Consider the following 20,573-nt stretch of genomic DNA (forward strand, 5'->3'; position numbering starts at 1 on the left):
TCCAAGGATTGTTCTTCGTATACACTTTGTCCGGACATGTTCACGGAGAGGCGACCAGGTGGCTGAAGATCTGCGGGACAAGCTCGGCGCGCAACACCTGCCGCTACGCGATCAGGTCCTCGCCGCCCTGCGCACCGCCATCATCGACGGCAACTACCTACCCGGTGAACGGCTCACCGAGGACCGGCTGGCGGAAGACTTCGGCGTCTCCCGCAACCCCGTCCGGGAGGCCCTGCGCGTCGCCGAGGCGGAAGGCTTCGTCGTGATCCTCCCCCGCCGGGGAGCGGTCGTCGCGTCACCGAGCAGCGGCACCATCGCCGACATGTTCGCCGTCCGCGTACGCCTGGAGACGCTGGCCGCCCGGCTGGCCGCCGAGCGGGCGACCGCCGCGGACGTGGTGGCCCTGCGTGCCCTGCTGGACGAGGGACGCGAGGCGACACAGCGGCAGGATCTGGCCCGGGTCGCCGAGCTGAACAGCACCCTGCACCTGCGCATCCTCCAGGTCAGCGGAAACCCCTGGCTGTCGTCGATCGCCAAGTCGCTCTACCTCCATGTCCAGTGGGTCTTCCGGCTCGGGGCGGCCGAACGCGCGCCACACTCGTGGGCCGAGCACATCCAGCTCGTCGACGCCATCGAGTCAGGCGACGGCGACCGCGCCGAGCGGGCCGCGCTCGACCACCTCGACGCGGCGTCCGCCGCGGCCCACGAGAACGCCGAGGGTGGCTACGCCAGGCCCTAACGCCCGCACGCGTAGCCCTGCATCCCCCGGGGGTTCGCCCCGGCGGAGAGCACGCCCGTCGCCGGGTCGCGGCTCACCGCGCAGAGCCGACCGAGGCTCCATGAGTCGGTGACCCGCACCTCGTGCCCGTACGCCCGCAGGGCGGCCAGCACGTCGTCGTCGAACCGGTCCTCCACCACCAGGACGCCGGGCTCCATGCCCCGTGGGTAGAACGACCCCGGCAGGCTGAGCGTGTGCCACGCCGGCGCGTCGATGGCCTCCTGGAGTGCCTGGCCGCCGACGAGGTGCCGCAGCAGGAACGGCAACTGCCACTGGTCCTGCTGGTCGCCGCCTGGCGTCCCGCAGGCCAGCACCGGCTCCCCGTCGCGGTGCACCATCGTCGGGCTCAGCGTCGTACGCGGCCGACGGCCGGGGGCCAACGACGAGGCCAGCCCCTCCTCCAGCCAGAACATCTGCAACCGGCTGCCCAGCGGGAAGCCGAGTTCCGGGATGGTGGGCGAACTCTGCAACCAGCCACCACTGGGGGTAGCGGAGATCATGTTTCCCCAGCGGTCGACCACGTCCACGTGGCAGGTGTCGCCCCGGGTCACGCCGTCCGACTGCACTGTCGGCTCCCCCGTCGTCGCATCCGTCGGGTCGGCACGACGGGCGGTGCCGGGTCGGACGTGGGCCGCCAGCCGTGGCTGCGCCCCGTCGGGACGCCCCGGCCGCAACTGCGCCGACGCGCGGTCACCGATCAGGGCTGCCCGCTCCCGCGCGTACTCCCGGGAGAGCAGCGCCTTGGCGGGCACCTCGACGTCGTCGCCGTACCAGGCCTCCCGGTCGGCGAAGGCGAGCTTGAGCGCCTCGACCTGGGCGTGCACACCCCGGGCGGTCGACGGGTCGTACGCGGTGGGGTCGTCGAGCGCGTCGAGGGTGGCCAGTGACTCCAGCAGCACCGGGCCCTGGCCCCAGAAACCGGTCTTCGCCACCGTGTAGCCGTGCCAGTCGAGGGTGGCGGGCGCCTCCCAGGTCGCCGAGTACGCGGCCAGGTCGTCACCGGTGATCAGCCCGGCGTTCGGCCGACCGCTGGAGTCCTGGAACGGCTGGCGGCTGAACGCGTCGATGGCCTCGGCGACGAAACCCGTACTCCAGGCGCGACGCGCGGCCTCGATCTGTGCCTCCCGGTCCGCGCCCGCCGCCTGGCCCGCCTCGACCAGCCTGCGCAGGGTGCCCGCGTACGCCGGGTTGGTGACCATCTCCCCGGCGGCGGGTGGCCGGCCGCCGCGCAGCCAGAGCGCGGCGGAGGTGGGCCAGTGTTCCTCGAACAGCGACCGCACGGCCGCCACGGTGTCACCGACCCGGCCCACCAGCGGGTGTCCGGCGCCGGCGTAGCCGATCGCCGGCTCCAGCACCTCGGCGAGGGTGAGCGTGCCGTGCTCGCGCAGCAGCAGGAGCCAGGCGTCCACCGCGCCGGGTACGGCCGCCGCGAGCGGCCCGGCCCCCGGGATGAGGTCCATGCCGAGCGACCGGAAGTGCGCGATGGTGGCACCGGCCGGCGCGGGCCCCTGCCCGCACAGCACCTTCGGCGTCGGGTCCGCCGCGGTGGCCACGATGGCGGGCACCTCGCCGCCCGGCCCGTTCAGGTGCGGCTCGACGACGTGCAGGACGAACCCGGCGGTGACCGCGGCGTCGAAGGCGTTGCCCCCGCGTTCGAGGATGCCCATCGCCGCCTGGCTGGCGAGCCAGTGCGTCGAGGAAACCATGCCGAAGGTGCCCTGGAGCGTGGGTCGGGTGGTGAACGTCATGACAACACCTCACTGGGATCTGCGGTGCGAACGTCGGGGCCGGTGCCGTCGGGCCGGACCAGGTGGCACGCGGCCATGCCGTCGCCGATGGCCGTCCGCGCCGGCACCTCCGTCGCGCACCTGTCGAACGCGAGCGGGCACCGGGTCCGGAACCGGCACCCGGACGGCGGGTCGAGCGCGGACGGCAGGTCGTCGCCGAGCAGCACCGGCTGACGCTCGCGTTGGCGCACCGGGTCGGCCACCGGCGCGGCGGACAGCAGCGCCTGCGTGTACGGGTGGGCGGGCCGGGCGAAGATCCGCTCGCGGCTGCCCTGCTCGACGAGTTGGCCCAGGTACATGACGGCGATGTCGTCGGCCAGGTACTCGACAGCGGACAGGTCGTGGGTGATGAACAGGCAGGCGAACCCGATGTCGCGTTGCAGGTCGGCGAGGAGGTTGAGCACCGACGCCTGCACGGACACGTCGAGTGCGCTGGTGGGTTCGTCGGCGATGAGCAGCATGGGCTCGGAGATCAGCGCCCGGGCGATGCTGACCCGTTGGCGTTGCCCGCCGGACAGCTCGTGGGGGTAGCGTCGTGCCACCTCGGCGCGCAGGCCCACCCGTTCGAGTTGGGGGGCGACGCGCGCGTCCCGGTCGCGCCGGGAGATCCGTTTGCCGGCCAGCCGCAGCGGCTCGGCCACGATGTCGCCCACCAGCATGCGCGGGTCCAGGGACCCGGCCGGGTCCTGAAAGACGATCGACACCGCGCCGCGATGGGGGCGCAGTCGCCGTCGGGACAGGTGCGTGACGTCCGTCCCGGCGATCCGGACCGTCCCGGCGGTCGGCTCGACGAGCCGCACCACGCATCGACCCACTGTCGACTTCCCGGAGCCGCTCTCCCCCACCAGGGCCGTGACCCGGCCCCTCGGGATCGTCAGGGACACCCCGTCCACGGCGCGGACCGGGCCGAAGTGCATCACCAGGTCCTCGATCTCCAGGGCGTTGGGCTGCGGCGTCATCGGGTCGCCTCCTGGGGTGCTGTTGTGCAGGGGTGCCAACAGGCCGCCACGTGGTCCGTGCCACCGACGCCCTCCAGAGGCGGGGCGGCCGCCCGGCACTGCTCGTCGGCGGCCGGGCACCGGTCCGCGAAGGTGCACGCGTCGGGTTGGGTCGACAGGACGGGCACCAGCCCGGGGATCTCGGTCAACCGGTCCGTGCCCGCGTGCCGGCCCGGCTGCGGTGACGCCGACAGGAGCCCGGCCGTGTACCGGTGCCTGGGGTGGGCGAACAGGTCGTCGACCGGTGCCCGCTCCACCACCCGTCCCGCGTACATGACGACGACGCGGTCGGCGATGTCGGCGATCACGCCAAGGTCGTGCGTGATGATGAGGATGCTCGTGCCGAGCCGGTCGCGCAGGTCCCGCAGCACCTGGAGGATGCCGGCCTGGACGGTGACGTCCAACGCCGTTGTCGGCTCGTCGGCCACCAGCACCTTCGGGCCGCAGGCCACCGCCATCGCGATCATCACGCGCTGGCGCATGCCACCGGAGAGCTGGTGCGGGTAGGTGTCGACCCGCTGCGCCGCGGACGGGATCCCGACGAGCGTCAGCAGCTCCACGGCCCGGGCCCGCGCGGCTCGTCGGGACATCCGTTCGTGGACCTGGAGCACCTCCCCGATCTGCCGCCCGACGGTGAGCACCGGGTTCAAGGACGTCATCGGCTCCTGGAAGATGTAGGCGATCTCCTGGCCGCGTACCCGGCGCAGCGCCGACTCGCGGGCACCGACCAGTTCGACGCCGTCGAGGCGTACCGAGCCGGTGACCCGGGCGCTGCCGGGCAGCAGGCCGGCGATGCTCATCGCGGTGACGCTCTTGCCGCACCCGGACTCGCCCACCATCCCGACGATCTCCCCGGAGGCGAGGTCCAGGCTGACCCCGTCCACCGCCGAGACGGTGCCGGTCTCGGTCGGGAACGACACCGAGAGGTCGCGGATCGCCAGGACGGGCCCGGCAGTGCCCGCGGGGGCCGTGGTCATCGGCGGTCTCCCTTCGGGTCGAGGGCGTCGCGCAGGGCGTCACCGAAGACATTGAACGCCAGCGCCAAGCCCATGATCACGACACCGGGAAGGACGGCGGCCCACGGTGCCCGGGCGGCGAACTGCTGGGCGGTGGCCAGCATCGTGCCCAGGCTGGGTGCCGGGGGTTGGATGCCGAGGCCGAGGAAGGACAGCACCGCCTCGCCGAGGATCGCGGCCGGGATCGCGACGGTGGCCTGCACCAGGATCACCGACGTCGCGTTCGGCAGGATGTGCCGGGCCAGCACCCACAGGTCACTCGCCCCGTCGACCACGGCCGCCGCGACGAAGTCCAGCGACTTGAGGCGCAGTGTGTCCGAGCGGACGACCCGGATCACCCCGGGGATCTGGGCGATGCCGATAGCCACCGCCGCGTTGCCGAGGCTGGCGCCCCGGATGGCCGCCAGCCCCACCGCCATGATCAGGAACGGAAACGCGAGCAGCAGGTCGGTGAAGCGCGAGATCACGGCGTCCCAGGCCCGGAAGTAGCCGGCCGCGAGCCCGAGTGGCACCCCGATGACCAGGGAGGTGGCCACCGCTAGGAGCCCCACCTGCAACGATGCCCGCGCACCGAGCATGATGCGGGAGAGGACGTCCCGGCCGAGGTCGTCGGTGCCGAGCACGTGCCCGGAGGTGCCGGGCGGTGCGAACGTACGGGCGAAGTCGGTCTGGTCGACGGAGTAGGGCGCGATCCACGGCGAGAGCAGCGCGGTGGCCGCCGCCAGCGCGAGCACGACGAAGCTCACCACGGCGAGTGGGTTGCGGCGCAACCGTCGCAGCACCCGTGCGCGCCGGGTGACGCTGACCGAGGTCTCCGCCATCGGTACGGTGAGGACGGTCATGCCGGATCTCCCGTCACCCTGATGCGGGGGTCGATGACCGAGTAGAGCAGGTCGACGAAAAAGTTGATCACGATGTAGGCCGTCGCGGTGAGCAGGACGACGGCCTGGATCACCGGGTAGTCCCGTTGGAACACCGCGTCGATGGTCATCTTGCCGAAGCCCGGCAGTCCGAAGATCTGCTCGGTGACGACCGCGCCCGAGATCAGGCCGCCGAGTTGGAGACCCACGACGGTGACCACCACGATGAGACTGTTGCGCAGTGCGTGCCGGGTGATGACGGCGCGCGGCCGCAGGCCCTTCGCCTTGGCCGTGCGCACGTAGTCGGAGGAGAGCGAGTCCAGCATCGCCGACCGGGTCTGCCGCATGATGATGGCGGCGAGGCCGGTGCCGAGGATCACCGCCGGCAGGACGATGTGGTGCAGGTTGTCCACGGGATCCTCCAGGATCGGCACGAAGCCGGAGGCGGGGAACAGCCCGGTCGCCACGGACAGGTAGAGGATCGCGAGCAGCCCGAGCCAGAAGTGCGGCACCGACAGACCCACCAGGGCCAGGCCGTTTGCGAGCCACTCCGCGGGCCGCCCGCGACGCACCGCCGCGAGCACGCCCGCGCCGACGCCGAGCGCCGAGGCGATGAGGATCGCCAGGACGGACAGCTCGACGGTCACCGGCAGGGCGGTCGTGAGCATCGACGACACCGGTGTACCGGTGCGGATCGACACCCCGAAGTCGCCCTGCGCCATGCGCTCCACGTACTGCGCGAACTGGACCGGCAGCGGCTGGTCCAACCCGTAGTGCCGACGGATGGCCTCCAGCGCCTCCGGCGAGCGGTCCTCCCCGGCCAGCGCGAGGGCCGGGTCACCGGGCAGGGCCCGCACGCCGACGAAGACCACGATCGTCGACAACAGCAGTGTCAACGCCGACTGCCAGGCGCGGGTGAGCAGGTAGCGGGCCACGGTGACCTACTTGGCGAAGCCGGCGAAGGCCGCCCGGAGCACACCGTCCGGGAAGACCTGCAGGCCCTGGAGCTGCTTGCTCACGGCGGTCAGGTTGCGCTGCCGGTAGAGGTAGATCAGGGCGTCGTCCTGCTGAAGCAGGGTGACCGCCTGCCCGTACAGCTTCTTGCGCTCCTCGACGTCGCCGGCCTGGCGGGCCTGGGTCAGCAGGGTGTCGAGCTGCGGGTTGCTGTAGCCGGCGACGTTCTGGCTCGCCTTGGTGCCAACGAAGTTCGTGATGTTGGCGTCCGGGTCGATCCGCCCGCTCCAGCCGAGTTGCAGCAGCTCGAAGTTGCCGCGGTCCTGCTCGTCGAGGAGCGACGAGTATTCCACCGGGTTGATCTTCAGGTCGAACCCGCCGTCCTTGACCATCGACTGGAGCGCCTGCGCGAGACGCAGCGTGTCGGGCGTGTTCGAGGCCAGCATCGTCACCGTGTACGGCGTCTGCACACCCGCCTCCGCCAGCAACTGCTTGGCCTTGGCGGGGTCGTGCGCCGGGCAGGTCTGCGCCTCCGCCGACGAGAACGCGCTCGCGGGCGAGATCGGTGAGCAGGCGACGGCGTGCAGACCGTTGAACACCGCGTCGACCAGAGCCTTGCGGTCGATGGCGTGCTCGAAGGCCTGCCGTACCTTGGCGTTCTGCGCGACCGGGCGGTTGATGGGCTTGGGCGCCGTGCCGATGCCGTCGACGTTGCCGATGTTGATCGTCAGACCCTGGTAGCCGAGCGACTGCGACTGCAGGACGGAGACCGCGGCGTCCTGGCGCAGGGCGGCGAAGTCCTGGGTGGAGACGCTGTCGGCGACCTGCACGTCGCCGGAGCGCAGGTTGGCGGCACGGATGCTCGCGTCGGTGAGGATTCGCCACGAGATGCTGTCGAGGTGCACCTTGCTCGCGTCGTAGTAGTTCGGGTCCTTCACCACCTCGATCGAGTTCTGTGGCACCCGCTTGGCGAACTTGAAGGGGCCGACGCAGACCGGCGCCGAGGCGAAGTCGTCACCCAGGCTCCGCAACGCCTGGGCACTCATGATCATGCCGGCGCGGTCGGCGAGGGCACCGAGCAGCGGCGCGAACGGCTGCTTCAGTCGAAGGACGACGGTCTGCGCGTCCGGGGTGTCGACGCCGTCGATGGGCCCGAGTTCGCTCTTGCGCGCCGACCGGGCGTTGGTGAGGTGGCGTTGCAGGGTGGCCTTCACCGCGGCCGAGTCGAACGGCGTCCCGTCCGCGAAGCGCACGCCCGGGCGCAGCGGGATGGTCACCGTCCGGCCGTCGCCGCTCGTGGTGGGCAGCGCGGTGGCGAGCTGCGGTACGACCTGCGCCTTCTCGTCGACGTCGTAGAGCTTCTGACACATGGCCTGGAAGACGTAGCGGGAGTAGAGGCTTCTCGACAGTGTCGGGTCCAGCGCGTCGGGCTCTGCGGAGAGGGCGATTTCCAACTTGCCACCCTGCTTCACGGCGGCGGGGTCTGCCGGCGTGCCGAAGGAATCCTGGCCGGCCGACTGGTTGTCGCCGGACGTGTCGCCACCGCTGTTCGACACCGGTGAGCAGGCAACGATCGTGCAGACAGCGACGGCCGCCGCCACTGCGGCCCGGAGCACGCGGTGGCGGGGCAGGCGCGTTTCGCTGGCGGAGAGGTTCGTCATGGAGAGCTCCTCAGGTGGGCGATTTGGGGAGCGTATGTTGTATACGATGACCGCCGCAAGACCTCCGTGAATGGCTTTCGGCAGCCCAGAAGACCGCTGACATCTCCTGCCGAGCGGGCGGCCAGCCGCCGGCCTTTCGTTGTCAGCTCAGGGCGCGGACCGGGTCGCGGGCGGGGCCGGGTCACGCCGCAGGAGGCTGAGCAGGACGACGACCGCGAGCACCGCCACCACCGCGCTGAAGACCTCGCCGGCGGGGCGCAGACCGATCGTCTGGATCAGCAGACCGACCCCGACCGCGGGCACGCCCAGCATGGCGAACAGGATGGCGAAGAACGTCGACACCGCCTCGGCCTGGTGCTGCGGCTCGGTCTTCATGGTGATCGTCGCGATGCCGTCGCCGACCGCCACCCCGGACGCGACCCCGATCAGCGCCGCACTGATGAGTAGCGTCGCCAGCAGCGCCATCCACATGCTGAACGCGAGCAGCCCGGCTCCCACGATCAGGCCGACGCAGGCGCTGGCCAGCGCGGCGCGCGAGGACAGCACGCGGGTCAGCAGCTGACCGAACGCGGCACCGGCGAAGGCCACGAAGACCACCAGCGCGGCCAGGGTGTGCGAGGTCTCGTGCAGGACCATGCCGAGGAAGAGCCCAGTTACCGACGTGAGCACCCCGAGCGCGGCGAAGCCCGCACCGGCGGTGATCGCCGAGCGGACGAAGGCGCCGCGAATGGCCGCGGGCACGTGCAACCGTTGCACCCGTAGGGTCACCGGTGAGCGCTCGCGGACCGTCTCCGGCACGCCCCGCAACGCGATGATCGCCAGCACCGCGAGGATCAGCACGATGACCCAGGGCAGCCTCAGCGGGTCGGGCGCCACGTCCGACACGATCCCGGCCAGCAGGGTGCCGGTGGCGAGACCACCCAGGTTCGCGAAGATCGACACAGTGGCGGCTCGTTTCGGATGCCGCCGGTCGATCAACTCCGCCAGCGCCGCGGTCGCCGCACCGATGATCAGCGCTGCGGACAGACCGGCGAGGATCCGACCGACGATGATCATCGCCAGGTCCACGGCGAACAGGAAGACGGCGTCCGCGGCGACGGAGAGCAGTAGCGCGGCGAGGATGACCGGACGTCGGCCGATCTGGTCGGAGAGCCGCCCGAAGACCAGCAGCCCGACGACCACGCCCAGCGCGTACAACGCGTAGACCACTGTCACCGTCAACGACGAGAAGCCGAACTGCATCTCGTAGAGCGGGTAGAGCGGGGTCGGCACGGTGGTGCCCACGAGCGTGATCCAGAAGGCGAACGCGACCCGTACCGCGCCGGACGTGGAACCGGAGCGTGTCACCCGTACAGCATGGGTCTTGACCTTGGCGGAGGTGCGGCATCGGCCCTAAACGCCCGCATCAGGTGGCGGCGGGGCAGGAGGGTTGGTGCGCTGCCGGCCGACACTCCCCCGCCTCGACCCCCGTCAGCTCGCCGGCCCGCCATTGGGGTGCCCGGGTTCCCGGGGGTGGTACTCGGGGCGCAGCTTCGCGCTGGCGAAGGCCGCCTTCACCGCCGCCGAGAGCGCCGTGATGTCGTACGCGCCGTAGTGCCGCCGGCCGTTGATGAAGAAGGTCGGGGTGCCCGTGACGCCACTGAGGTCGGCGGAGTCGGTGTCCTCGGCGACCCGGTCGACACCCATCCGCTTGACCATGTGCTCCCGGAACTGGTCGACGTCCAGGTCGAGTTGTTCGGCATAGCCGAGCACGTCGTCGGGGTTGAGGGCGTCCTGGTGGGCGAGCAGCAGGTCGTGCATCTCCCAGAACGCCCCCTGCTCGCCCGCCGCCTCGGCAGCCTCGGCGGCGAGTTGGGCGTGCGGGTGGACGTCGGTGAGCGGCAGGTGCCGCCAGACGTACCGGACGTTGGCGAAGTCGGCGAGCAGTTCCCGGACCACCGGCTCGGCCTGCCCGCAGTAGGGGCACTCGAAGTCGCCGTACTCCACGACCGTCACCGGCGCGTCGAGCGACCCGCGCATGTGGTCGCGCTCCGGGTCGACCGGCAGCATCAGGTCGACGATCCCCTCGGCGACACCGAGCAGCGCGCGCGCCCGCCGTGCCGGCGACAGTCGCCCGACCGAACGGAACACCAGCCAGGTGACGAGGGACGCCCCCAGTGTCGCGACGAGGATGCCGAGCTTCGCCTCATCCAGGGCGGGACCGCTGAGGGCATGGGTGGCGATGAGGAGCGCGACGGTGAACCCGATGCCGGAGATCGTGCCGACCCCCACGACGGCGACCCAGCCGACCGGTGGTCGGAACCGGTTGCCGCTGAGCCGGGCCACCAGCCAGGAGACACCCACGATCCCGGCCGGCTTGCCGACGACGTAGGCGACCACGACGCCGAGCGTGACCGGGGAGACCACCGCCCTGGCGAGAAGATCCCCGTCGATCACGATTCCGGCGTTGGCCAGTGCGAAGAGCGGCACGACCACGTAGCTCGCCCACGGGTGGTAGATGGTCTGCAGCCGCTCGTTCGGCGACAGCGCAGAGGTGAGCCCGGCTCGGGCCATCCGGGCCAGTTGCGGGGTGGGCTGTTCCCGGAAGAGGCGGAACTGGTCGCTCGCCCGCTGCAGGTCGTCGCGGCCGGGAGCGTAGGCGTAGGTCAGCAACCCCATCACCAGACCCACCACGACCGGGTCGACACCGGACTCCGAGACCGCGACCCAGGCCGCCGCCCCCAGCAGCGCGTAGACCGGCCCGAACCGCACACCCAGCGCCCGGACGAGCAGGACGACGCCGAAGATCCCCACCGCGGCGAGTAGCGCCGACAGCGAGGGATGATGCGGGTACGCGATTGCCAGCACCGCGATCGCGACCACGTCGTCGACGACGGCGACGGTCAGCAGGAACCCCCGCAGCCGATCCGAGAAGCGTGGCCCGAAGACGGCCAGCGCGCCGAGCGCGAGCGCCGTGTCCGTGGCCATCACCACTCCCCAGCCGGCGGCGGTGGTCTGCCCGACGTTGAACGCGAGATAGATCGCGATCGGCAGGAGCATGCCGCCGAAACCGGCCAGCATCGGCAACGCCAGTCGACGCCGCTCGCGCAGCTCGCCGATGTCGAACTCCCGGCGCAGTTCCAGCCCCGCGACCAGGAAGAAGAAGGTCATCAGGCCGCTGTTGACCCAGGTACGCAGGTCGTGTGACAGGGACCAGTCGCCGAGCCGAACCGAGAGCGAGGTGCCCCACACCGACTCGTACGACGACACGTGCACGTTGGCCCACACGAGCGCCGCCACCGCGGCGACCAGCACCACCCGGGCGCCGCCGGTCTCGGTGCGCAGGAACGAGCGCAGCGGAGCGTTGAACCGACCCTCCCAGGCGGTTCGGCTGGTCCATCCCCGGTGCGGGTTGTCGCTCGTCACGGAGACAATCTTCGTTGACCTGATCGTCGCGTGGTCCGGATTGGGGCACATGGCGACCGGCCGATACGAGCACCGGGTCGGGCGCGGGGCATACACGGAGCGCCACCAGTTGGTAACGTGCGGGTGATCACGCTGGCTGTCGTCGGCGGTGGTCCCCTGGGGAGGGTCGACATGTGGGCGGACGACGCTGCGCTCGACGCGGCCGGACACCGGCTCGACGAGTGGGAGTCGTCGCTCGCCGAACGGGCGGCACGGGCGAAGACGCTCTCGGCGAGGATGCAGGAGCTGACCGGCACCGCCCACAACAACGACCGGACGGTCGACGTCACCGTCGAATGCTCCGGCCTGCTGATCGGCCTGTGGCTCGACGAACGCATCCGGCAGCAACCCGCGGCGCGCACCGCCCAGCAGATCCTGGAGACCACCCGAGCGGCACGCACCGACCTGCTGCGCCAGGTCCGCGAGTTGACGGTGGAGTTCCTCGGCGACGACGCGAGCGCCAAGGCCATCATCGAGTCGTACCGCAGCCGGCTGGCTGGTGACGAGGGTTCGAGCGATGCCGACCGGTGACGGCATCCACGTCGACCCGGACGACCTGACCGCCCACGCCGCCCGCATCGACCGCTGCGCCGGCAGCCTCGACACGGCCCAACAGGCAGGCCAGCACGTCCGGTTGGGCGCCGACGCGTACGGTCAGCTCTGCGCGCTGATGCCGACACTGCTCGACGGCCTCCAGCGGACCCTGGTCGAGGGCATCGGCGCCGCCGCCGCGTCGGTGCGGGACACCGCCGGCAAGCTGCGGGTCGGAGCAGACCGCTACCGAGGTTCCGACGCCCACGCGAAGCAACTGCTCGACGGAGTACGGCAGCAGCACCTCGATGAGGTGCGGCGGCAGCCGTGACGTCCAACCCGCTCGTCGCCGCAGCAGCGGACACTCCACCCAGCGCATGGGCAGGCATCTGGATCTGCGAGGACATCGAACTCATCGCCCAGGGCGTACGCAACGGCAGTTGGATCGACGGCAGCCTCGGCGTGGTGAGCGCCAGCCTGGACGCCCTCGCCTTCGTCTCCGACCCGGTCGGCGCCCTGCTCCAGTACGGGATCGCGTGGCTCATCGAGCACGTCAAGCCGCTCAGTGAGGCGCTGGACTGGCTCGCCGGCGACCCGGCGCAGATCACCGCTCACGCCCAGACCTGGCGCAACGTCGCGGCATCGCTCCGCGAGGAAGCCGGCGCGCTGACCCGCGCCGTCCGCACCGACGTCGCCGGATGGGGCGGCAGCGCCGGCCCCGCCTACCGCGCCTGGGCCGCCGAACAACAGCAGGCCATCACCGGCCTCGCCCAGGGCGCCGACGCCATGGCCGCGATCACCGAAGGCGCCGCCGGCCTGGTGGCCGCCGTCCGGCTCCTGGTCCGCGACGCCATCGCCACCTGCGTGTCCCGTCTCATCGTGTACGCGGGCGAACTCGTCGTCACCGGCGGACTGGCCGCACCGCTGGTCGTGGAGCAGGTCACGACGCTGGTGGCGTCGTGGGGGGCGCGGATCGCACGGCTGTTGCGGGGGCTTCTGGCCAGCCTGCGGCGGTTGATCCCGGAGGTACGCCGACTCGGCGACCTGATCGACAAACTCAAGCAGGCGCTGGGTCGGCTCCAGAGAGGTGAATCTCCACCGAGCCGGAACACACCAGAGCCTGAGCCGCCTCGCGAGCCCCCCGGCCATGCGGTGACGGAGCAGCAACGAGTCCACGATCTCGGTATGGATCCCGCAACCGGAAGGTTTCGTCCGGGCGAGGCGGAGACGGCGGTCCGTTTGGAGCAAGAATTGGGTGTGAGGCTGCAGCGCGCAGCGGCGGACTCCTCTGCCGACTGGGTCGACGAGGCCGGACGAACCTACGATGCGGTGGGCAACTTTCCGGCCCAGTTCTTTGACCGGCAGTGGCCACAACTGCAGTATCAGATTGAGCGACATCTAGACAAAGCAGACCTGGTGCCGGTGGACGTCGCGAAGTTCACCCCGCAACAGGTGGCCCGTATCGAGCAGTTCATTACGGACCGGAGCCTCGGTCCGCGAGTATTCACCGTGGGGAAATAATGGCTGGCCTCATCGTGCTCAAACCCGGTGTCGACTGGACCGCAACCGGAGGGTTGTTCGACTGGACGCTGGAGTTCCTGATCTCCCGCCTATCAGACAGGCAGGCCGCCAACCACCTACAGGAGATCGTCGACAACAACCTCGGGTCGTTGTGGATCGACGACCTGCCCGCGGCAGCACAGCGGGAGATCGTCAGCCATTGGCGGAACGACCTGGTGACCGCTGGCGAACGGCAACTGCCGGAGACCGAGCACAAGGTCGACGTCATCCGCCATCTTCAGGAACTGGTGGATGCAACTTATTCAGCCGGGTTCCCCGGATCGAGCAATCCGGGTAGGCGCTGACGCTGCACGGTCCCATCACCGCAGGTGCTGGCCTGCGAACCGGTAGGATGCGCCCATGAGCTCAGAGGCGGTTGGCAGGTACATGCCCCCGGTCGTGACGCTCGATGACCTGACGGCGATGATGGCCGCAGACGAGAACCACCGGTACGAAATCAGCCCCGAGGGAGTCGTCTCGATCATGCCGCCGCCGGGCTACAACCACGCGATCATCGCGACCCGGCTCATGGTGTGGCTCGCTCAGGGCGGTGTCCCAGCGGAACACATCGCCCAGGCAGTCGGGCTACGCATACCGGGCCGTGACGGCGGCGTCGGCGGACGCATTCCCGACCTGGTCGTGTGGAGCAAGGCTCAGGCCGACGGTGTGTGGCTGCCGGTCGCCGACGTGCTCCTTGTTATCGAGATCGTTTCACCCGGCTCCGAGGGTGTCGATACAGTGACAAAGCGCAGTGAGTACGCCGCCGCGAGCATCCCGCAATACTGGGTGGTCGACCAGGACGCAGCGCAGACCGTCACCATGCACCGTCTCGAGGGCGACCAGTACGTCGCCCGTGCGACCATGCCGCTCGCCTGGGTCCTCAACACCCGACCCGACGAGCACGGCCTCGGCTGAAGCGGCCCAGACCTCGCTCATTCTGCCGCGACCGACTCAGGTGACGCCTGTTACCGATATGAGTGGTGACTCTCGTCAGCCTGGGGTTAGGCGGCCCTCCTGGTCGAAGCGGAGGCGACCGCTGGTCACGGCGACGTGCAGCCCGTACCGGAGTAGCTTGTCGATTTTCTCGGTGCGACGACGGTAGCCGAGCCGTTCCAGGCCGGCGCGCAGCAACCGTTCCTCGTCCATGCTCGGCATGCCCTGGAGTACGTGTACGAAGGCGTTGGCCACCTCCTCGGGTGGCACTTCCTCGAACGCGCGGTCGTTGCTCGCCTGCGTGACCCGGTACGCGCGGTACGTCTGCGGGTCGGTGCCTTCGGGCCAGGCGTACCGGCTCACTGTCGGGTGCGTGTAGAGCCGGCGGGAGTCGACGAGCGCCAGCACGGCGGTACGGCGGTCCTCCCGGGTGCGGAGGAAACCGAACCGGGCGAGGGCGAGGCGTGCGAGCCGGTGCTGCTCGATGGGCCCCTCAGCCTCGATGATCTCGCGGAGCGCGTTCCGCATCAGGTCACGTACGCGCCGGTCGGTGGCCAGGAGGTCGAGGTCGGCCTGGTCTCCGAGCGGGGTCGGAACGTACGGAACGAATGGGCTCACCGTGATGGTGTCTGCGGCCGAGGTCGCCGTGGTCGTGGCGGCCAGTGCGGTGACTGGTCCCGAGGATTCGCCCCGGAGCGGCTCCTCGTCCACCGCGAGGCGCGCCTGCGGCAACTCGGCGGTCGGTGTCGGGTGCGGCGGCTCCACGTCCGCTTCGGAGCGCGGCTGCGGCAGCTCGACGGCTTCGGGTGCCACTGCGGCCGGTGACGACTCGGGCTCGGCGGTCGTGGGGGCGTCGGCCCGGGTGACCGCTTCGTCGACCCGGTCGAGCAACGCCGATCGGTCGTGGATCCACGCCGGCAGCCAGAACCGCACGACCTCCGGCCAACCCATGATCGAGCGGAGGAGCGTGGGCGCCGAGTCCCGGTCGGCCACCGTCGGGCGTGCGCTCCAGTCCGGGCCGTCGAGCATGACGGCCACCTGCCACAGTGGTGAGCCTGGTCTGCGTACGGCGATGTCCACTGTGAAGTCGGAAAGGCCGTGCGAGGTACGGACCTCGTGGCCGCGGTCGCGCAGCGCCGCGGCCACCTCGTCGCGGATCCGGCTGCGCCGCTCGGTGCGGTCGGTGGCGAGGTCGCCCAGGCGCTCGGCGCCGGCGGCGGCCATCTCGCAGTACGCCCGCAGGTGCTGGGTGCCCAGCGCGGACGTGCGGGACAGGTCGATGTCGGACGGGTCGAAGGACGAGTAGAGGACGACCTGGCGGCGGGCGCGGGTGATGGCCACGTTGAGCCGCCGCTCGCCGCCGGCCTGGCTGAGCGGGCCGAAGTTCAGCGGGAGCTGGCCGGTTTCCAGGTTGGTGGAGAAGGCCAGGGAGAACAGGACGACGTCCCGTTCGTCGCCCTGCACGTTCTCCAGGTTCTTGACGAAGATCGGCTCCGCGACCGCGCCGGACAGGTGCTCACGGATGATCGGGTCGGGGCTCTCCTCCAGCAGGTTGAGGATGAGGTCCCGCTGCTGGATGTTGAAGGTGACCACGCCGACGGACTGGGTGGCGGTCGCCGGGTCGTGCAACCGACGGGTGATGTCCGCGAGGATCGCCCGCGCCTCGACCTCGTTGGTGCGGGATCCGCCCCGGTCGTACCGGCCCTCGACGCGCCGCCAGCTGACGCCCGCCGAGCTGGCGGCACCGGGCGACGGGAGGCTGGAGAGCTTGTTGTCGTAGTAGTAGCGGTTGGAGAAGGCGATGAGTGACTCGTCGTGACTGCGGTAGTGCCAGGAGAGCCACCGTTGCGGCAGTCCCGATTCGACGGCCTCGCTGAGAATGCTCTCCAGGTCCTCCGGCACCGGGCCGTTGCCCTCGTCGACCTCGTCCACGCTGTGGCTGGCCTGCATGATGCTGCTCGGCGGCATCTGCCGGGAGTCACCGACCACCACCACGGCGCTGCCCCGACCCATCGCGCCGATCGACTCCGCCACGCGGATCTGCGAGGCCTCATCAAAGATGACCAGGTCGAAACGTTGGCTCCCCGGCGCGAGGAAGTTCGCAGCGGAGGCGGGGCTGACCAGCACGCACGGGGTCAGTGCGAGCACCGCGTCCGCGTACTGCTCGAACAGTTCCCGGAAGGACCGCCCGCCCCGCTTACGGCGCAGCTCGGCCGCGAAGTCAGCGAAGCGACCACGCCGGTCGGCCGGGCTGAAGGGGCGGCGGCGGACCAGCACCGACGGCAGCTGCGTCGGTAGCGCGGACCGCAGCTCACCGGCGGCCGCCTCGAACTGGCTGATTTCGTCGTCGTGCAGTTCCGGGTCGAAGTACTGCAGGCCGCCGGCCCGTACCCGCTCGGCGAGGGACGCCGTCGCGACTCCCCGCCGGTAGACCTCCTCGGCGAGATGCGCGGGCACCTCGGCGCGCAGCAGCTGGTCCCGATAGTCGGTGAGACCGGCCGAGGCGAGCACGTCGGCGTGGGCCAGGACGGTCGCCCATCGGCGCAGTGGGAACAACTCCTCGGCCTGCACCTCGTGCAGCCAGGCCGCCCCGTCGCGCTGCCAGGCGTCGGTCCAGTGCGAACCGGCGGCCCACAGGATCAGCTCGGCCTCACCGGAGCGCAACACCCCGCGCCAGGCCCGCCACCGGGAGGCGAACCGGTCGAGGAGCACCGCGTGAACATCGGTGAATCCGCCGTGAAACAGCTCCCAGGCCTGCGGGTTCCGGGCCAGGAGCGTCCGGCCGACCCGGGTCGCCTCGATCGCCTCGGTCAGCCGCTCCTGCGCGTTGGGGTCTGTGGGCTGCCACTGCGACAGCCGCAGCCCGCCCACCGCGACGAAGTGCTGGTAGAGGGCCGCCGCATGCGCCTGGGCGGCCACCAGCCGGCCGGTGGCAACCTCCACCCGCTCGACGTCGAGCGTCGCACCGGCAACCAGGTGCACCGCCAGCCGATCCACGATGGCCTGTCGACGCTTGCGCTTACCGATCAGCTTCTTCGCCACCTCCTGGGCCTCACCGTGCCAGGCGGTCAGCTCCGGTCGAGCGAACACGTCCGGCCGGAAGGTGGCCAGCTCACCGGCGAAGCCCTGCCGGAAGGCCGCCAGGTCCGCCTGGAGCCGGGCCACCGCCTCGTCCCACCGTCGGTCGCTGGCGTGCAGGGTGGCCTGCCGGTCCGGCAGCAGTCCGCGTACGGCGAGCCAGGCGCCCGCCTGCAGCTCGCTCACGGTCTCCGGGGCGGGCAGCGTCCGCAGCAACTCGACCAGGTGCGGGTGGGCGGCGAGGTCGGCGCGGAGGCGTTCGAGCTCACCGGCGATCTCGGTGACCGCGGCACCGTGCAACCCGTCGAGGGTGCGGCAGCCGCTGATCGCCCACGGGTGCGCCGTCCGGAGTCGGGCCGATCGTGCGGCCGCCGGGAACTCCCGCAGGGACGTCTCGACCTGCGCGCGGGCCGGGGCGGGTGAGTGCAGGTAGGCCACCGGGATCGGGGCGACCGGGCCGCCCCCGTACGCCAGGGTCTGCTCGTAGGCCGACCAGAGCGACATCCCGACGGGGTTGGTGGTGTGCACCTGGGCCGGGTATTCGGTCAGTGGGGCGAGCCGCGTCCGGTAGGCCGTCTCGACGGCGGTCCACGTCCCGTCGCCGCCCTGGTCGTACTGGTCGAGCGCGTCGCGCAGCTGCTGGCGGATCGCGTTGAGGGACTGCTTGCGCCCGTGCAGGTCGAGCGCGAACGGGCCGAGACCGATCTGCTTGAGGCGGCGCTTTACCACCTCCAGGGCGGCCTGCTTCTCGGCGACGAACAGCACCGACCGGCCCGCGCTGACCGCCCGCGCGATCATGTTGGTGATGGTCTGGGACTTGCCGGTGCCCGGCGGGCCCTCCAGGACGAAGGAGTGGCCCCGCTCGGCGCGCACGATGGCCTGCATCTGCGACCCGTCGGCGGGGATGGGCAGGTGCAGGTCGGCCTCGTCGACAGCGATCTCGACGTCGTGCTCCGGGCGGGCAGGATCGTCGAACGTGGCGCCGGAAGACTCGACAAGGTGCCGGACGACCGGGTTCTCCATGAACCGGGGCCAGTGGTCGGTGAGGTCCCGCCACATCTGGAAGGTGGAGAACTGCAACAGTCGAAGGCTGGCGCTCTCGTCGGTCCGGTAGTTGAGCCGGTTGTCGAGCAGCCCGGTGTTGATCGCGGCCAGGGTCTTGGCGATGTCGATGCCGTGCTCGTCGAGGACCGGTCGCTCCAGCTCCGGGATCCGCACGCTGTGCTTCACCCGCAACCACTCGATGAGGCAGTAGTTCGGGCTGGCGACCTCGGTGCCGTCGATGACCATCGCGTACGGGCGACGGCCGCTGCCACCCTCGATGCGCACCGGCAGGAGGAACAGCGGCGCGTACGCCTCTCCCCCGGTCGTCTTCGTGTGCACCAGGGTGCCGATGGTCAGGTACAGGTAGTTGCTGCCGGTCTCCTGCTCCATCGTGCGCGCCTCACGCTGCAACGCGCGCATCGCGGTCTTGTAGCGGGCGTCGGTGACCGCGCCGTAGACCCGCCGGTCGGTACGCAGCTCCCGGGTCAGGATCTCGGCGTCGAGGTCCTGCGCCCGACGTGCCCCGGCCAGCTCGTGGACGTGACTGATGTCGTCCTGCGGAATGACCTGCACCTGACGGCCGTCGTGGATGAGGTCGTCGAGCAGGGCCAGCGCGCCCGCCGGCACGTGCAGGTCCAGGCCACGGCCACGCTTGGGCAGGTTGAGCAGCGGGTTACGCAGGCTCAGATCGAGCAGCGACTTCTTCCACTGCTGGATACGCGCCGGCGACCCGTCGGACTGCTGCGGCACCTCCTCGCCCTCATCGGCGAACTGGCGCAGCTTCGCGGCGGCGACGCCGGGCGGAAGGTCGAGGGACGCAGTTATCTTCGGCGTCGCCTCGGCGTCGACCGCGGCGGGCGCGATCAGTTCGTCGGCTGGCGGCAACGGGCGGATCCCCGAGCGATGGGCCAGGTGCACGTCGACGACGCCCTGCATGCGCTCGCCGTCGCCGCGGAAGTGGCCGAGCCCGACGCGTACCGCCTCGGTGAAGGTCGCCGACTGCGCGCCCGGCCCGATGCGGGTCAGCTCGACCGGCACGGCCCGGCCGGAATCCACCATCGAGATCAGCAGGTTGGTCTCGGTCACCGCGGCCGAGCCCAGCCGTTCCTCCTCCAGCAGGAAGCCACCGAAGGCATGCCCCGCGCTGATGAAGATGAGCGGGTGCAGCCCCGCCGCCTCCAGGCAGGCTGCGTACGTGACGGACAGGTCGAGGCAGTTGCCGAGCCGACCGTCGAGAACCGCCGCCGTCGTTCGTACCTTTTGACCGGTGTTCTCGAAGGACGCCGGCAGGGTCTGGTAGGTGATCTCGAGTTGGCGCAGCGCCTCGTACACCGCGCCGGCGATCAGGGCCGCCCGCTCCGAACCCTCCTGGTAGCCCTGCAGCGAGCCCGAGCCGGTCCGCGCGAGCAGGAGCTGGGCGGCTGCCCGCAGGACCGCCTCCACCGCCCGGGTGTTCGGCTGCACGAAGGCCGCCAGGCTGTCGTACAGGGCGGGGCTGTTGAACCATTCGTTGTGCGCCAGCACTCTGGACGGGGCGACCAGCCGCAGTGTCTGCTCCTGCGCCTGCACCCGGAGGGTGTAGTCGACCGGGAAAGCCTCGTCGGTGCGGTACAGCAGCTTGCGGTCGGGCGTGAAGTCGCGGAAGTCGTCCCAGCTCGTGCTGGCCCCGGGCCGCAACGGCGCAGCGAGAGTACGCGTCCACGGCTCGGTCAGCGCGCCGTCCGGGCCACGCAGTTCCAGCGTCAACGTGACATCGGTCAGCGGCACTGCACCTCGGTTGACGAGCGTGAGGTGACGCACCAACGGCACCCGGTTGTGCACCAGGGCGGCGTTGATCGCCGGCTGCACGATCAGCCCAACCTCGAGCTGATCGTCGTCGGCGGTGAACTGCGCGAAGACGCTGTCGGACATGGGCGTTTCTCCAGGTGG

Annotated in this window: 15 protein-coding genes; 6 read left to right on the forward strand and 9 right to left on the reverse strand. The window is 70.9% G+C overall.

Annotation, left to right across the window (positions count from 1 at the left end):
* Positions 1-58 precede the first annotated feature (58 nt).
* Complete coding sequence (locus KBX46_RS02340) at positions 59-739, forward strand: GntR family transcriptional regulator (protein WP_172862048.1); 681 nt, start codon at positions 59-61, stop codon at positions 737-739.
* On the opposite strand, the gene KBX46_RS02345 is transcribed toward KBX46_RS02340, so the two are convergent.
* The 8 genes from KBX46_RS02345 to nhaA form a co-directional block, all read right to left on the reverse strand.
* Positions 736-2,526: a gamma-glutamyltransferase family protein gene (locus tag KBX46_RS02345; RefSeq protein WP_210790293.1), complete on the reverse strand. Its 1,791-nt coding sequence runs from the start codon at positions 2,524-2,526 to the stop codon at positions 736-738. The genes KBX46_RS02340 and KBX46_RS02345 overlap by 4 nt on opposite strands.
* The gene (locus KBX46_RS02350; RefSeq protein ID WP_088948700.1) at positions 2,523-3,524 is read right to left on the reverse strand and encodes an ABC transporter ATP-binding protein; all 1,002 of its coding nucleotides are present in this window, start codon (positions 3,522-3,524) and stop codon (positions 2,523-2,525) included. The genes KBX46_RS02345 and KBX46_RS02350 overlap by 4 nt, the downstream gene beginning before the upstream one ends.
* Positions 3,521-4,540 (reverse strand): ABC transporter ATP-binding protein, encoded by a 1,020-nt coding sequence (locus tag KBX46_RS02355; protein ID WP_210790295.1) that lies wholly within the window; start codon positions 4,538-4,540, stop codon positions 3,521-3,523. Before KBX46_RS02355 ends, KBX46_RS02350 begins: the two co-directional genes overlap by 4 nt.
* Positions 4,537-5,421, reverse strand: coding sequence for an ABC transporter permease (locus KBX46_RS02360; protein ID WP_088948702.1), 885 nt, complete (start codon positions 5,419-5,421; stop codon positions 4,537-4,539). The genes KBX46_RS02355 and KBX46_RS02360 overlap by 4 nt, the downstream gene beginning before the upstream one ends.
* Complete coding sequence (locus KBX46_RS02365; protein WP_088948703.1) at positions 5,418-6,374, reverse strand: ABC transporter permease; 957 nt, start codon at positions 6,372-6,374, stop codon at positions 5,418-5,420. The genes KBX46_RS02360 and KBX46_RS02365 overlap by 4 nt, the downstream gene beginning before the upstream one ends.
* A gap of 6 nt (positions 6,375-6,380) precedes the next feature.
* Entirely contained in the window at positions 6,381-8,054 is a 1,674-nt protein-coding gene (locus tag KBX46_RS02370) for an ABC transporter substrate-binding protein (RefSeq protein WP_210790297.1), read from the reverse strand.
* A gap of 147 nt (positions 8,055-8,201) precedes the next feature.
* The gene (locus KBX46_RS02375; RefSeq protein ID WP_210790300.1) at positions 8,202-9,401 is read right to left on the reverse strand and encodes an MFS transporter; all 1,200 of its coding nucleotides are present in this window, start codon (positions 9,399-9,401) and stop codon (positions 8,202-8,204) included.
* A gap of 123 nt (positions 9,402-9,524) precedes the next feature.
* On the reverse strand, positions 9,525-11,459 hold the full coding sequence (nhaA, locus tag KBX46_RS02380; protein ID WP_210790304.1) for a Na+/H+ antiporter NhaA: 1,935 nt from the start codon (positions 11,457-11,459) through the stop codon (positions 9,525-9,527).
* 171 nt (positions 11,460-11,630) lie between these two features.
* Here nhaA and KBX46_RS02385 point away from each other — a divergent pair, with 171 nt between their 5' ends.
* The 5 genes from KBX46_RS02385 (at position 11,631) to KBX46_RS02405 (ending at position 14,504) form a co-directional block, all read left to right on the forward strand.
* Positions 11,631-12,029: a hypothetical protein gene (locus tag KBX46_RS02385; protein ID WP_088951823.1), complete on the forward strand. Its 399-nt coding sequence runs from the start codon at positions 11,631-11,633 to the stop codon at positions 12,027-12,029.
* Positions 12,016-12,360: a type VII secretion target gene (locus KBX46_RS02390; protein WP_210790305.1), complete on the forward strand. Its 345-nt coding sequence runs from the start codon at positions 12,016-12,018 to the stop codon at positions 12,358-12,360. The genes KBX46_RS02385 and KBX46_RS02390 overlap by 14 nt, the downstream gene beginning before the upstream one ends.
* Entirely contained in the window at positions 12,357-13,550 is a 1,194-nt protein-coding gene (locus KBX46_RS33065) for a WXG100 family type VII secretion target (RefSeq protein ID WP_210790308.1), read from the forward strand. The genes KBX46_RS02390 and KBX46_RS33065 overlap by 4 nt, the downstream gene beginning before the upstream one ends.
* Positions 13,550-13,894 (forward strand): hypothetical protein, encoded by a 345-nt coding sequence (locus KBX46_RS02400; RefSeq protein ID WP_210790313.1) that lies wholly within the window; start codon positions 13,550-13,552, stop codon positions 13,892-13,894. The genes KBX46_RS33065 and KBX46_RS02400 overlap by 1 nt, the downstream gene beginning before the upstream one ends.
* A gap of 94 nt (positions 13,895-13,988) precedes the next feature.
* The gene (locus tag KBX46_RS02405; RefSeq protein WP_308159337.1) at positions 13,989-14,504 is read left to right on the forward strand and encodes a Uma2 family endonuclease; all 516 of its coding nucleotides are present in this window, start codon (positions 13,989-13,991) and stop codon (positions 14,502-14,504) included.
* A 75-nt stretch (positions 14,505-14,579) separates the two neighbouring features.
* On the opposite strand, the gene KBX46_RS02410 is transcribed toward KBX46_RS02405, so the two are convergent.
* Entirely contained in the window at positions 14,580-20,555 is a 5,976-nt protein-coding gene (locus KBX46_RS02410; RefSeq protein WP_210790319.1) for a DUF4011 domain-containing protein, read from the reverse strand.
* Between the last annotated feature and the right edge of the window lie 18 nt (positions 20,556-20,573).

Origin of the sequence: Micromonospora sp. C81, from assembly GCF_018070425.1 — a bacterium.
Lineage (GTDB): Bacteria > Actinomycetota > Actinomycetes > Mycobacteriales > Micromonosporaceae > Micromonospora > Micromonospora zamorensis.

Excerpts from the sequence above, each read along its gene's own strand:
- KBX46_RS02345 (WP_210790293.1), bottom strand. The coding sequence starts at position 2,526 with ATGACGTTCACCACCCGACCCACGCTCCAGGGCACCTTCGGCATGGTT.
- KBX46_RS02350 (WP_088948700.1), bottom strand. The coding sequence starts at position 3,524 with ATGACGCCGCAGCCCAACGCCCTGGAGATCGAGGACCTGGTGATGCAC.
- KBX46_RS02355 (WP_210790295.1), bottom strand. The coding sequence starts at position 4,540 with ATGACCACGGCCCCCGCGGGCACTGCCGGGCCCGTCCTGGCGATCCGC.
- KBX46_RS02360 (WP_088948702.1), bottom strand. The coding sequence starts at position 5,421 with ATGACCGTCCTCACCGTACCGATGGCGGAGACCTCGGTCAGCGTCACC.
- KBX46_RS02370 (WP_210790297.1), bottom strand. The coding sequence starts at position 8,054 with ATGACGAACCTCTCCGCCAGCGAAACGCGCCTGCCCCGCCACCGCGTG.
- KBX46_RS02385 (WP_088951823.1), top strand. The coding sequence starts at position 11,631 with ATGTGGGCGGACGACGCTGCGCTCGACGCGGCCGGACACCGGCTCGAC.
- KBX46_RS02390 (WP_210790305.1), top strand. The coding sequence starts at position 12,016 with ATGCCGACCGGTGACGGCATCCACGTCGACCCGGACGACCTGACCGCC.
- KBX46_RS02400 (WP_210790313.1), top strand. The coding sequence starts at position 13,550 with ATGGCTGGCCTCATCGTGCTCAAACCCGGTGTCGACTGGACCGCAACC.
- KBX46_RS02410 (WP_210790319.1), bottom strand. The coding sequence starts at position 20,555 with ATGTCCGACAGCGTCTTCGCGCAGTTCACCGCCGACGACGATCAGCTC.